Genomic DNA, 12,459 nt, shown 5'->3' with positions numbered 1-12,459 from the left:
AGGCGGCCTGACAGGCGCCGCCGATTAGAGCTTGATCAACACCGACTTCAACTCAGTGTAATGCTCGATCGCCGCATACCCCATCTCGCGCCCGACCCCCGACATTTTGTACCCCCCAAAGGGCAGCGCCGGGTCCAGGGCGCTGTGGCAGTTGACCCACACTGAGCCGGACTTGATCCGCGGGATCATCCGGTGCACCGCCGCCAGGTCATTGGACCAGATGCTCGCGCCCAGCCCGTAAGGGCTGTCATTGGCCATGCGCAGCGCATCGGCTTCGTCGTCGAAGGGAATCGCCACCAGCACCGGGCCGAAGATTTCTTCCTGCACCAGCGAATGTTTTTGATCGACATCGACGATCACCGTCGGCTTGACGAAAAAGCCAGGGCCGAACTGCTCGCCACCGCAGGCGATGGTCGCACCGCTTTCGCGGCCTTTTTCGATGTAACCGTAGACGCGCTCCTGCTGACGTGCCGAGATCAGCGGGCCCATGTCGACGCTCGGGTCCAGGCCATTGCCGAGCTTCATGGCGTTGGCGATGCCGGCGATGTCCGCCACCACATTGTCGAAATGCTTGCGCTGCACATACAGGCGCGAGCCTGCGCAGCAGACCTGGCCCTGGTTGAAAAAAATCGCGCTGGCGGCGCCGGCTGCGGCGGTGTGCAGGTCGGCATCAGCCATGACGATGGTCGGCGATTTGCCGCCCAGTTCCAGGGTCACCCGGGTCATGGAATCCATGGCGATCTTGCCGATCTGTTTGCCCACGGCAGTGGAGCCGGTGAAGGTCAGCTTGTCCACCAGCGGGTTGTGGGTCAGGGCGGAGCCTGCGGTGATGCCGGTGCCGGTGACCACGTTGAACACGCCCTCGGGGTAACCCGCTTCCAGCACGAGCTCGGCGAGTTTCAGCGCGGTGAGCGGGGTTTCGTCGGCGGGCTTGAGCACCACGGTGCAGCCGGTGGCCAGGGCCGGGCCGAGTTTCCAGCAGGCCAGCAGCAGCGGGAAGTTCCAGGCGACGATGGCGCCGACCACGCCCACCGCTTCGCGACGGATGAAGCTGTGGAACTGGTCGTTGGGCATCAGCGGCGCCGACACATCAACCGTGGAGCCTTCGATCTTGGTCGCCCACCCGGCCATGTAGCGCAGGAAATCGATGGCCAGTTGCACGTCCATCACCTGCGCCACTGCCGCGCTTTTGCCGTTGTTCAGGCACTCCAGCTGCGCCAGCAGCTCGGCGTCGCGCTGCATCAGGTCGGCCAGTTTCCACAACAGGTTCTGCCGCTCCCGGGGGCGAGTGCGGGTCCAGGCCGAATCATCGAACGCCTGGCGAGCGGCGAGGACGGCGCGGTCGACATCTTCCGGCGTGGCGCCCGGCACCACGCACAGCACTTCGCCGGTGGCCGGGTTGTGCAGGGGCATGGTCTGGCCATCGGCGGCCTCGACCCAGTCGCCCTTGATGAGCATGCGCGGGGCGCGCTGGATGAAGGCCGAAGTGGCGGGAAGCAGGTTGGGAAGCGACATGATGAAACCTCGTCTTGTTTGTGTGGCGAGGTCTTTCGCAATGGCTGTGCCAGTTGTGTTTATTTGATTGAAATCCAGATTGGATGGGCCTCCTGGGCTATTTGCCCATGACCGGGGAACCAGTCATCGTCGCAAATTGCGACAGCGAAGATCAAAAGATCGCAGCCTTCGGCAGCTCCTACAGGGGGCGGCGATTTTCCTGTAGGAGCTGCCGAAGGCTGCGATCTTTTGATCTTGATCCTACGCTTGTCTCAGAGTGCAACAGATGTCTCGATATTAAACGCACGACGGAGAGTCTAGACGTCGCCAATCACCCTATGTTTCACCTAAACGATTGATAAAAAACACTATTCACAAGCTGGCACGCTCCGTGTATTGCTCATCCCAGACGTTTCTCCTGCCCCCGTCAGCGGCTCACCGCCGGCGGCAGAAACCCAGAAAACGATAAGCCACAAAAATAAGAAAGCACCGTGCGAGGTTCGACGTTGATGAAGAGAAAACTCCGTTCAGGCATGAGCGCCAGCCTGCTGGCCGTAGCGGCTTGTCTAGCGCTGCATTCGCCTCACAGCCTGGCAGCCCGCGACGCCCAGACCATCCTCAAGGAAACCTGCCAGGGCTGTCACACCCCCGAAGCCGATAACGCCCTGAGCCGCATCAGCCATCAGCGCAAGACGCCGGAAGGCTGGCTGATGAGCATCGCGCGGATGCAGACCATGCACGGTCTGCAGATCAGCGATGAAGACCGTCGCACGCTGGTCAAGTACCTGGCCGACACCCAGGGCCTGGCGCCGAGCGAGACCGACGGCGTGCGTTATGCCATGGAGCGCCGGCTCAACACCGTCGAAAAGTTCGACGACCAGACCAGCCAGATGTGCGGCCGCTGCCACTCCGGTGCGCGGGTCGCCCTGCAACGCCGTCCCGCACAGGAATGGGAACGCCTGGTGAACTTCCACCTCGGCCAGTGGCCGTCGCTGGAATATCAGGCGTTGTCCCGCGACCGCGACTGGTTCGACATTGCCCGTAAAGAGATGGTGCCGCTGTTGGCCAAGCGCTATGCGCTGGACAACCCGGCCTGGAAACAATGGCTGAGCACCGCGCCGAAGAGCGAGGCGCTGGTGGGTGACTGGAGCTTCAGCGGACACTTGCCGGGCAAAGGCGAACTGGCCGGTGTGATGAGCGTGACCGCCGACGGCAGCGACACCTTCAAGGTCAGCGTCAAGGGCCAATACGCCGACGGCACGCCGTTCAACGGCGACGGCAGCGCGATTCTCTACACCGGCTACGAATGGCGCGGCAACGTCACCATCGATGGCGTGACCATGCGCCAGGTGTTCGCCGCCCAGGGCAATGCGATGCAGGGCCGCATGTTCGAGGCCGAGCACGATGAACGCGGCCTGGACTTCATCGCCGCCAAGCAGGGCAGCCAGCGTTTGCTGGCGGTGCAGCCGGGTTATGTGAAGGCCGGCAGCGAAACCGAAGTGACCCTGATCGGCAGCGGCCTGACCGGCAAGCTGAACTTCGGCAAAGGCGTGGAAGTGCTCGAAGTCGTCTCGCAGAGTCCGGAGCAGATCAAGGTCAAGCTCAAGGCAGCGGCCAATGCCCAGCCGGGCCTGCGCGCGGTCAGCGTCGGTACGCTGAAAGGCCCGAGCCTGTCGGTGTACAGCAAGATCGCCCAGGTCAAGGTGGTGCCGGAATTCTCGGTGGCACGGATCGGCGAGGGCGGTGGTTCGACGCCGAAAGTCCAGGGCCGTTTCGATGCCGAGGCCTGGGGCAAGGGTGCTGACGGCAAGCCGTATCGCATCGGCGTGTTCCCGGCGCAGTGGAAGGTCGAGGCCTTCGACGACCGCGCCAAGGAAGACGAAGACGTCAAGTTTGCCGGCACCATGCACGCCGACACGGGCGTGTTCACCCCGGGCGATGCCGGGCCTAACCCGGCGCGCAAGATGTCCACCAACAATGCCGGCAACCTCAAGGTGATCGCCGCCGTCGACGATGCAGGGAAATCCCTGACCGGCGAAGGCCACATGATCGTCACCGTGCAACGCTGGAACAATCCACCCATTCCTTGAGTTGGCTGAAACCTGAGGCTTCAGACACTTTTTCGGAATGATCGCAGGCCCCGCAACCGGGGTTTGCACAGGAGGTTTGCAATGGGCGCTATCTTGAATCTGGTCGAACGCAACCTGCACGAAGTGCTGGTGGATGCCGACCGCATGCTGTTTCACATCCCCAGCAGCTCGCTGTTCGCCAGTGATGAGCTGACGGGCACCATCATCGATACCCTGCGCGGCCCGGGCTGTTCTTCGGACGACTTGATCCAGCGCCTGGCCGCGCGCTTCAACGGCGAGGAAATCACCGAGACCCTGCGCGAGCTGATGGCCCTGGAACTGGTCAGCGACGGCTCGCCGCTGACACCAGATATCGCCACCAAACGCGTCGAGCGCACGGCGATCAATACCGTGGTGCTCAACGTCAACACCGGCTGCAACCTGAGCTGCACCTACTGCTACAAGGAAGACCTCGACAAGCCCTCGGCGGGCAAGAAAATGGAGGTCGAAACGGCGATCGCCTCGGTGGAAATGCTGCTGCGCGAATCCCCGGATGAAGAGCGTTTCACCGTGGTGTTCTTCGGCGGCGAACCGCTGAGCAATCGCAAGCTCATCGAGTACATGGTCGATTACTGTGAGAAGCGTTTTCGCGAAGCCGGCAAGTTCGTCGAGTTCGTCATGACCACCAACGCCACGCTGCTCACCGAAGACACCGTGGACTACCTCAATGCCCACCGCTTCGGGCTGTCCGTCAGCATCGACGGGCCGAAAACCGTGCACGACCGCAACCGCATCACCGTGGGCGGGCAGGGCACCTATGACGTGGTGCGGCGCAAGGCCGAGATGCTGCTGTCGCGCTACAACAGCCGTCCGGTGGGCGCGCGGGTGACCCTGACCACCGGCGTCACCGACGTCGAAACCATCTGGGATCACCTGTTCAACGAGCTGGGTTTCGCCGAAGTCGGCTTTGCCCCGGTGACGTCGGGCGATATCAGCAGCTTCAACCTCACCAGCGACGAGCTGATCGAAGTCTTCGCCAGCATGAAACGCCTCGGTCGGCGTTACCTGGAAGCGGCGCTGGAGCACCGCAACATCGGTTTCTCCAACCTGCACCAGTTGATCACCGACATCCACGAAGGTCACAAAAAGGCGCTGCCCTGCGGCGCGGGCCTGAAGATGCTGGCGGTGGATCACAAGGGCGAATTGAACCTGTGCCACCGCTTTACCGGTTCGAGCCTGCCGACCTTCGGCAACGTCCACAGCGGCGTGAAACAGGTGGAGTTGAACGACTTCCTCTCGCAACGCCTGGACCGTACCAACACCGGCTGTGAAGACTGCCAGATCCGCAACCTGTGCTCCGGCGGCTGCTACCACGAGAGCTACGCCCGCTATGGCGACCCGACCCACCCGACCTATCACTATTGCGAACTGATGCGTGACTGGGTCGACTTCGGTATCGAGGTCTATACCCGGATCATGGCTCACAACCCTGCGTTCATCAGCAGCTACATCACTCCGCGCAAGGCTCACTGATATGAAACATCTCAAGGCAATCAATAACAAAGCGTTGAAGCTGGATCAGGCCGCAGATGAAAACCGCATCGAAGAAGTGGTGGCGATGAGCTCGGTGGCGGGTTGCGCCTCGACCACCGACCCGGGTTGGGAGATCGATGCGTTTGGCGGTGTGTCGTCGCTTTGCCAGCCGATGGAAGCCGACCTGTATGGCTGCTCCGATCCGTGCTGGTGGCCGGCCCAGGTGCCGGACATGATGAGCACCTACCCGGACTGGAACAAGGATGCCCAGGCGTCCAACGACAACTGGCGCAACCTCGGCACTGTCTTCCCGAAGGACAAGTGATGCCCTTGAAAGCAGCGTACAAGAAGAAGGATTCCAGCATGCACAGCATCAAAGCCTGCGGCCTGGCCGCTTTCGCCGTCCTGAGCGCCGCTTCGCTCACGGTCCTGGCCGATGAAAACACCGCGCTGCAAGTCGGTCACGAATACATGGTGACCACCAATTACCCGAACAACCTGCACGTGATCGACCTGGCCAGCGACACCCTGTACAAGACCTGCAAGCTGCCGGACGCCTTCGGCCCCGGCTCCGTGCAGTTGGCGCCGGACCGCAAGACCGCCTACGTGCTGAACAACCACTACGCGGATGTCTACGGCGTCGAGCTGGACAACTGCAAGCAGGTGTTCCACGCCAGCATCACCCAGAAACCGGGTGAGAAGGCCAAGTCCATGTTCGCCTTCACGGTCAGCCACGACGGCAAAGAGCTGTACACCGTCGCCAACCCGACGTTGATGATGAACGATCGCTACGAAGTGCAGCAGCCTCGGCTCGATGTGTACAAGACCGACGCTGGCCTGGACGCCAAACCCGTGCGCAGCTTCCCGGCGCCACGGCAGCTGACCATCATGCAGAGCGGTGACGACGGCACGCTGTACGTGGCCGGGGCGGATGTCTACAAGGTCAATGTGCAGACCGGCAAGTTCGACGTGCTGATCCCCAGCCGTCACTGGAAACGCGCGAACTACAGCGCGCCGGACGTGCTCTACGTGTGGAACCAGCAGACCTACCGGCATGACTTCTCGCTGCTCTACACCGCGGCGAAATTCAAGGACAAGCAGCAGGATCCGGCGACCGCGGAATACCTGTACGGCCTGTTCAGTGTCGACCTGAAGACCGGCAAGACCGAAACCACCGACTTCGGGCCCCTGACGGAAATCTACTTCAGCGGCATGCGCTCGCCAAAAGACCCGAACCTGATGTTTGGCGTGCTCAACCGCCTGGCCAAGTACGACATCAAGGAAAAGAAAATGCTCCAGGCGGCGACGCTCGATCACTCCTACTACTGCATTTCCTTCAACAAGGACGGGAGCAAGATCTACCTGGCCGGGACGTTCAACGATGTGGCGATCTTCGATGCCGACAGCCTGAAACAGGTGGGCAGCATCAAGTTGCCGGGTGGGGATATGGCGATTACCACGGCGCAGATTTTTGTGCGGTAATTGCGGCGCCTGAACTGACGCCTTCGCGAGCAAGCCCGCTCCCACACTGGACCGAGTTCTTCCAGAAAGAACGCGATCAAATGTGGGAGCGGGCTTGCTCGCGAATAGGCCCTCAAAAACACTACAAAATCAAACCCCAGGCACCGGACACCCCAAATCCCCCTCCGGGCACTTCAGGTAAGTCTTGAACGTCTCCACCCGCGCCTTGGTCAACTCGGTCACGCAATTGCCGTAGATCAGCGGATAAACACTCCCACCCTCCACCCCGGACGCCGAAAACTTGCACTCGGCATCGCGAAACGCAATCCACGAACGTTGCGCCCCCACCAGCAGTTTTTTCCCGTCAGGGTCGCCCTTCAAACGCGTGGTGATCTGCTGGTAAAGCGCATTCAACTCCTTGTCCACCGCCGCATGCTGCTGTGCGGCACACTGGTTCATCGTCACCTGGTCGCTGGCGTTGTCGCAGTCCACGGCGTGAGCCTGGGTGATTAACAGCAAAGGCGTGAGTGCCAGAAGGAAGCGTGAGTACATGCAATAGGCTCGCTGTAACAGGGGAATTTGCGCCAGTGTAGCGACGCAAAGACGGCGATTTCGACAACTGACGCCCGATTGATACAACTTTCGGGCTGGACATGTGGTCTTACAGGCCTACTGTTGTTCATTACAGGAGGTGACGTATGAAACCAGTACCCAACAGTTTTGAACGCAAAATCATGCTCAAGTCGCCACGCGCGCTTGTATGGCGCGCCTTGGTCGATGCCGAGGCGTTCGGTCAGTGGTTCGGCGTTGCGCTCGAAGGCCGGCGTTTCATTGCCGGCGAGTGGACGCAGGGGCAGGTTACGTATCCCGGTTATGAACACGTGTTGTGGAACGTGCTGGTCGAGCGGGTCGAGCCGCAGCAATTGTTTTCCTTTCGCTGGCACCCCTATGCGGTGAACCCGAAAATCGACTACTCCCAGGAGCCCACCACGCTGGTCAGGTTCGAACTGCAAGACTACGAAGGCGGTACCTTGCTCAAGGTGTCCGAGTCAGGTTTCGCGCACATTCCCGATGTACGCCAGAAGGAGGCGTATTACATGGACAGCCGTGGCTGGGAGGAGCAATTGAGCCGTCTCGAGCAATTCCTCGCCGAAAACGCCAAGGCCCGGGAACGTGCGGGCGAGTGACGGTTATAACCGGTCGGAGAGATTTGGAAGTGCATCTATAGCGAATGTCTTACACGCGGAAACAACTATGTCGTCTGTTACAAATTGGATCCGATGCGTATTCTGGCCCCATCCACTGATGCACAGGAAGTGCTCAGGATCACGGATGATCGGCCATTTGCAAGGGATGCTGACGACAGGGAGTTGTAATGGTCTTGGAAGAACCCGCTTCGGCGGGTTTTTTTATAGGCGTCAGAAAAATACGGGCTGCGTGAGCCGCAGCCGGTATTTCATTGCCGGTCGAGTTTCGCCGCCGCACGTTCAGTGATTTGCGCTCGCAGTTGCAATGACGCAGCGGCGCGGTGGCGAGCTTCCTCCAGTACCTTGGCAGGCGCAGTTTCCGGGCTACCGGCCTGAAAGGGCGGCGCAGGCGCGTATTCCAGTTGCAATTGCACAAGCTCAGCCGTGTCCCGGTCGAACAGTTCTGCGGCCAGGGTCAGGGCGAAATCGATGCCTGCGGTGATCCCGCCACCGGTCAGCAGATTGCCGTCGCGCACCACCCGATCCTTCACCGCAATCGCCCCCAGTGGCGCCAGCAATTGGTGATACGCCCAATGGGTGGTGGCGCGCTTGCCCTTGAGCAGGCCCGCCGCACCCAGCACCAGCGCACCGGTGCAGACCGACGTCACGTACCGCGCGTTGGCAGCCTGGGCCTTGATGAACGCCAGGGTTTGCTCATCTTCCATCAACGGCCCGACTCCGCTGCCCCCGGGTACGCAGATCACATCCAGCGCCGGGCAATCGTCGAAGGTCACGGTCGGCTTGAGCATCAGGCCGGTACTGGCGGTGATGGGCATCAGGTCCTTCCAGATCAGATGCACCTTCACGTCCGGCAGCGAGGCCAGCACGTCATACGGGCCAGTCAGGTCGAGTTGCTGCACCTGTGGAAACAACAGAAAACCGATCTGCAAGGTCATGGTGTTTTTCTCCTGGAGTGGGTGGACGCCTTCACTGTAGGCGCCTAGGATTTGGCGTACACGCCAATCACCCCACGAATTACGCCAACATGCCGAAAACCATTCACGTGCTCGCGTTCGCCAATGTGCAAGTGCTCGATGTCACCGGGCCGTTGCAGGTGTTTGCGTCGGCCAACGACATCGCCCGCCAGCAGGGTTCGCCACCCCCTTATGCGCCATCGGTGATAAGCAGCGGCGGCGGGGCGGTGATGTCATCGGCGGGCTTGGCGTTACTCGCCGAGCCTTTGCCCGGGCAGGGCAGCGATACGCTGATCATCGCTGGGGGTTGGGGCGTCTATGCGGCTGCGCAGGAGCCCTCACTTGTCCATTGGGTGCGTGAGCACGCGGCGCACTGCCGGCGCGTGGCATCGGTGTGCACCGGGGCGTTCCTGCTGGCAGCCAGCGGCTGGCTCGATGGCCGGCGTGTTGTCACCCACTGGACCCGTTGCGAGCAATTGGCGCAGCAACACCCGCAATTGCAGGTCGAGCCCAATCCGATCTTCATCAACGACGGCCCGGTCTGGACCTCGGCCGGCGTAACCGCCGGCATCGACCTGGCGTTGGCGATGGTCGAAGCCGACCTCGGTCGGACCATGGCCCTGGAAGTCGCCCGGCAACTGGTGGTGTTCCTGAAACGCCCGGGCGGCCAGTCGCAATTCAGCGTGACCCTGTCTTTGCAGAAAGAAGGCAACCGCTTCGATGAACTTCACGCCTGGATCAGTGAAAACCTCAGCAAAGACCTCGGCATCCCGACCCTGGCCCTGCAGGCCGGCATGAGCGAACGCAGCTTCGTCCGTCACTACCGCGCCGACACCGGCCAGACCCCGGCCCGGGCCATCGAGCTGATCCGCGTCGAAACCGCACGACGCCTGCTCAGCGATACCGGCGTGCCGATCAAGCGGGTGGCCGCGCAATGCGGCTTCGGCAGCGAAGAAACCCTGCGCCGCAGTTTCCTGCGGGCCATGGGGGTGACGCCGCAGGCCTATCGCGAGCGCTTTTCAGTCAGCGCTGAAGCAGAACCGGTAACGACACTGCTCGGCACCACTTTTGACTGAGCGCCTCTCACTCAACTGATCCCACTTCTGTGACCTGATTAAAATACTTCGCCCTATCCGGGGTAAACGTCACCACCATCCCGGTCCGTGCACAGGTCAGCACCCGTTCTTCGCCCAGATCCACATCCAGATCCTCCCCGCGCAGACCCTGCCACTGCGCCAGGTATTTGAGGGAGCCGTATTTTTCCAGTTTTTTCAGGCTGCGGCTGACGCCACCTTTCCAGCCCAGCACCGGCAGCTCACCGGCGAGGCATTGTCGGGCGAGGTCGGGGAAGCGGGTGGCACGCTGGCGGCCGACTTCCCAGCATTTGATCAGGCCTTTGTCGTGGTCTTCCCACAGTTCGTCGCGGTTCAGGCCGGTTCGAAGGGGCAGGTCGATGCTGCGATGGATGCGTTGGGACATTCTGGTTCCTTGAATGCGGGTTGGGTTGGACAGCTCCGCTGTACCCGTAGAGCATCGATGTTAGGTGGGGATGTAATGGCTTGCAACCGGGTATTTCCGGGGGCTGGACGCGAATTTTGTTTATGAAATGTAGGGCGCTGGACTACACAAGACCCTCGCCGGACATCGAACCTGTAGGAGCCGGCTTGCCGGCGAAGGCGTACTTGAGAACGCCTTCGGCAAGCCGGCTCCTACAAAAGCAGGTCGGCGAAACGGTTTCACGGCTGCCAAACACTCTTTTCGCCACTCAATTTCCTGTCCAGAAAACACGCCGCGCTTATTAACGCAAGGTGCGTCAGTGCCTGCGGGGTATTACCCATGTGCCGCGCGTGGCTGTCGAATTCTTCGGCGTACAACCCCAGAGGATTGGCGTACCTGAGCAGTTGTTCGAATTCCAGATGAGCCTGTTCCACCCGACCGGCACGGGCCAGGCATTCGACGTACCAGAATGAGCACGCGGCGAAGGCGCCTTCGGTGCCGGGCAGGCCGTCGATGTGGTTGTCGTCATTGTGGTAGCGGTAGACCATGCCGTCGCGCACCAGGTTTTTCTCGATGGCGTCGAGGGTCGCGAGCCAGCGCGGGTCCTTGGCGCTGACGAAGCGCACCAGCGGCATCAGCAGCATCGAACCGTCGAGGCCGGTGCCGCCGAGGTGCTGCACGAAGTGCCCGCGCTCTTCGTTCCAGAAGTTGTCCCAGATGTCCGAGTAGATGGCCTGACGCGTCTGGTCCCAGCGGGCGAACGGCGCGGGCAAGGAGCGTTTCGAGGCGAGACGGATTGCCCGGTCCAGGGCGACCCAGCACATCAGTCGCGAGTGCAGGAAGTGGTGCTGTTCGCCGCGCATTTCCCAGATCCCGACGTCCTCCTGCTGCCAGGTTTCACAGACCTGGTCGATCACTTCCACGGTGTGCTTCCAGCCCTCGTGGGAAATGGCTTCGCCGTATTTGTTGACCAGGTACACGGCGTCCATCAGCTCGCCGAAAATGTCGAGCTGGACCTGGGCGTAGGCCAGGTTGCCGATGCGCACCGGCGTGGCGCCGCCGTGGCCGGACAGGTGCGCGAGTTCGATTTCCGGCAGTTCCTGGCGGCCGTCGATGCCATACAGGATATTGAGTTTCATCGGTTTGCCCTGGCAATCGCTGACCCGTCCGCGCAACCAGCGCATGTAGGCGTTGGCCTCTTCGGTGAAACCCAGACGCATGAAGGCATAGACGGTGAACGAGGCGTCGCGGATCCAGGTGTAGCGGTAGTCCCAGTTGCGCTCGCCGCCGGTGACTTCCGGCAGGCCGAAGGTCGCCGCAGCGAGGATTGCGCCGTGTTTGCGCGACGTCAGCAGCTTCATCGCCAGGGCCGAGCGGTTGACCATTTCCCGCCAGCGGCCTCGGTAATTGGACTGGCCGATCCAGTCGCGCCAGAACTTCAGCGTGCGTTCCAGGCACAGTGTGGCCGCCCCTTCCTTGAAGCGCGGGTCGTCGATGTCGCCAAGGAGGAACTCGGCGGTCTGGTCTTGCTTGAGCGTGAATTCGGCGACCGCTGCCTGGCCTTCGATGCGCATGACCTGATCCGTCGCCAGGCGCAGGGACGGCTGATCGGCGGCTTCGAAGATCACGTCCTGTTTATCCAGGCGGGCGAGGGTGCGGGCGCGCGCGTAGTCATGGCGCACGGCGCAGCGCAGGTGAAACGTCGCTTGGCCGCTGACTACCCGGACCCGACGCATCAGCACGGGCAGGTTGTCTTCGGTGTCGCCGATGGGCAGCAGGTCGGTGATTTCCACCACGGCGCGATCGCTGAGCCAGCGGGTTTGCAGGACGTTGGTGTCGGGCAGGTAGATTTGCTCGCGGCGAGCGTCAGGCAGGTCCGGGGACAGCTGGAAAATACCGGCCTCGGGCGTGTCCAGCAGCGAACAGAAAATCGACGGGCTGTCGAATTCCGGCCAGCAGAAAAAATCCACGCTGCCTTTGTCATTGACCAGCGCGGCGCTGCGCATGTCGCCGATGATGCCGTGGGCGTCGATGGGACTTTGGCGTTCGTGGTCGGGCATTGGGGCTCCGGGAGCTGAGGGCCTAAATAGCTGACTGGTCTTGGCGGGCTGGAGTTCATTTTGCGCTGACTGTTCTGGCCCTATCGCCAGCAGGCTGGCTCCCACATGGGATGCGTGTACATCAGTCATTGTGGGAGCCAGCCTGCTGGCGATGGGGCCTTCACATTCAAGCAACAATTGGCTG

The 12,459-nt window shown here is 61.7% G+C and carries 11 protein-coding genes; 6 read left to right on the top strand and 5 right to left on the bottom strand.

Annotated features, from left to right (window positions below):
* Positions 1-24: 24 nt before the first annotated feature.
* The gene (locus DKB71_RS24200; protein WP_408597906.1) at positions 25-1,515 is read right to left on the bottom strand and encodes an aldehyde dehydrogenase family protein; all 1,491 of its coding nucleotides are present in this window, start codon (positions 1,513-1,515) and stop codon (positions 25-27) included.
* A 488-nt stretch (positions 1,516-2,003) separates the two neighbouring features.
* On the opposite strand from DKB71_RS24200, the gene peaA reads away from it, so the two are divergent.
* From peaA to peaD, 4 genes are all read left to right on the top strand, one after another.
* Positions 2,004-3,584 carry a quinohemoprotein amine dehydrogenase subunit alpha gene (gene peaA / locus DKB71_RS24195; protein ID WP_408597904.1) on the top strand — a complete coding sequence of 527 codons (1,581 nt, stop codon included), beginning with the start codon at positions 2,004-2,006 and terminating at the stop codon, positions 3,582-3,584.
* Positions 3,585-3,665: 81 nt separating this feature from the next.
* Complete coding sequence (peaB, locus tag DKB71_RS24190) at positions 3,666-5,096, top strand: quinohemoprotein amine dehydrogenase maturation protein (protein ID WP_408597902.1); 1,431 nt, start codon at positions 3,666-3,668, stop codon at positions 5,094-5,096.
* Position 5,097: 1 nt separating this feature from the next.
* Positions 5,098-5,421 carry a quinohemoprotein amine dehydrogenase subunit gamma gene (gene qhpC / locus DKB71_RS24185; protein ID WP_008016081.1) on the top strand — a complete coding sequence of 108 codons (324 nt, stop codon included), beginning with the start codon at positions 5,098-5,100 and terminating at the stop codon, positions 5,419-5,421.
* 38 nt (positions 5,422-5,459) lie between these two features.
* On the top strand, positions 5,460-6,578 hold the full coding sequence (peaD, locus tag DKB71_RS24180) for a quinohemoprotein amine dehydrogenase subunit beta (protein ID WP_274078011.1): 1,119 nt from the start codon (positions 5,460-5,462) through the stop codon (positions 6,576-6,578).
* Between the two features lie 129 nt (positions 6,579-6,707).
* Here the strand turns inward: peaD and DKB71_RS24175 are convergent, their stop codons facing one another.
* Entirely contained in the window at positions 6,708-7,109 is a 402-nt protein-coding gene (locus DKB71_RS24175) for a lysozyme inhibitor LprI family protein (protein WP_408597898.1), read from the bottom strand.
* 146 nt (positions 7,110-7,255) lie between these two features.
* Between DKB71_RS24175 and DKB71_RS24170 the strand changes: the two genes are divergently transcribed.
* Positions 7,256-7,744 (top strand): SRPBCC family protein, encoded by a 489-nt coding sequence (locus DKB71_RS24170; protein WP_408597896.1) that lies wholly within the window; start codon positions 7,256-7,258, stop codon positions 7,742-7,744.
* Positions 7,745-8,013: 269 nt separating this feature from the next.
* On the opposite strand, the gene inhA is transcribed toward DKB71_RS24170, so the two are convergent.
* Complete coding sequence (gene inhA / locus DKB71_RS24165; protein WP_408597894.1) at positions 8,014-8,700, bottom strand: isonitrile hydratase; 687 nt, start codon at positions 8,698-8,700, stop codon at positions 8,014-8,016.
* Positions 8,701-8,789: 89 nt separating this feature from the next.
* On the opposite strand from inhA, the gene DKB71_RS24160 reads away from it, so the two are divergent.
* Positions 8,790-9,794: a GlxA family transcriptional regulator gene (locus DKB71_RS24160; RefSeq protein WP_408597892.1), complete on the top strand. Its 1,005-nt coding sequence runs from the start codon at positions 8,790-8,792 to the stop codon at positions 9,792-9,794.
* A 7-nt stretch (positions 9,795-9,801) separates the two neighbouring features.
* Here the strand turns inward: DKB71_RS24160 and DKB71_RS24155 are convergent, their stop codons facing one another.
* Both DKB71_RS24155 and DKB71_RS24150 read right to left on the bottom strand, forming a co-directional pair.
* A complete protein-coding gene (locus DKB71_RS24155) occupies positions 9,802-10,197 on the bottom strand; it encodes a hypothetical protein (RefSeq protein WP_408597890.1) in 396 nt (131 codons plus the stop codon).
* Between the two features lie 257 nt (positions 10,198-10,454).
* On the bottom strand, positions 10,455-12,275 hold the full coding sequence (locus DKB71_RS24150; protein WP_408597888.1) for a glycoside hydrolase family 15 protein: 1,821 nt from the start codon (positions 12,273-12,275) through the stop codon (positions 10,455-10,457).
* Between the last annotated feature and the right edge of the window lie 184 nt (positions 12,276-12,459).

The organism is Pseudomonas sp. PLMAX, from assembly GCF_046042685.1.
Taxonomy (GTDB): domain Bacteria; phylum Pseudomonadota; class Gammaproteobacteria; order Pseudomonadales; family Pseudomonadaceae; genus Aquipseudomonas; species Aquipseudomonas putida_AE.
Note: the sequence above shows the minus strand (reverse complement) of the source record. Positions and strands in the feature narration are given on the sequence as shown.

What these genes read in the sequence shown, in the direction of transcription:
- DKB71_RS24200 (WP_408597906.1), bottom strand. Translation starts at nt 1,515, where the DNA reads ATGTCGCTTCCCAACCTGCTTCCCGCCACTTCGGCCTTCATCCAGCGC.
- DKB71_RS24150 (WP_408597888.1), bottom strand. Translation starts at nt 12,275, where the DNA reads ATGCCCGACCACGAACGCCAAAGTCCCATCGACGCCCACGGCATCATC.
- peaD (WP_274078011.1), top strand. Translation starts at nt 5,460, where the DNA reads ATGCACAGCATCAAAGCCTGCGGCCTGGCCGCTTTCGCCGTCCTGAGC.
- peaB (WP_408597902.1), top strand. Translation starts at nt 3,666, where the DNA reads ATGGGCGCTATCTTGAATCTGGTCGAACGCAACCTGCACGAAGTGCTG.
- inhA (WP_408597894.1), bottom strand. Translation starts at nt 8,700, where the DNA reads ATGACCTTGCAGATCGGTTTTCTGTTGTTTCCACAGGTGCAGCAACTC.
- DKB71_RS24170 (WP_408597896.1), top strand. Translation starts at nt 7,256, where the DNA reads ATGAAACCAGTACCCAACAGTTTTGAACGCAAAATCATGCTCAAGTCG.
- qhpC (WP_008016081.1), top strand. Translation starts at nt 5,098, where the DNA reads ATGAAACATCTCAAGGCAATCAATAACAAAGCGTTGAAGCTGGATCAG.
- DKB71_RS24155 (WP_408597890.1), bottom strand. Translation starts at nt 10,197, where the DNA reads ATGTCCCAACGCATCCATCGCAGCATCGACCTGCCCCTTCGAACCGGC.
- peaA (WP_408597904.1), top strand. Translation starts at nt 2,004, where the DNA reads ATGAAGAGAAAACTCCGTTCAGGCATGAGCGCCAGCCTGCTGGCCGTA.
- DKB71_RS24160 (WP_408597892.1), top strand. Translation starts at nt 8,790, where the DNA reads ATGCCGAAAACCATTCACGTGCTCGCGTTCGCCAATGTGCAAGTGCTC.
- DKB71_RS24175 (WP_408597898.1), bottom strand. Translation starts at nt 7,109, where the DNA reads ATGTACTCACGCTTCCTTCTGGCACTCACGCCTTTGCTGTTAATCACC.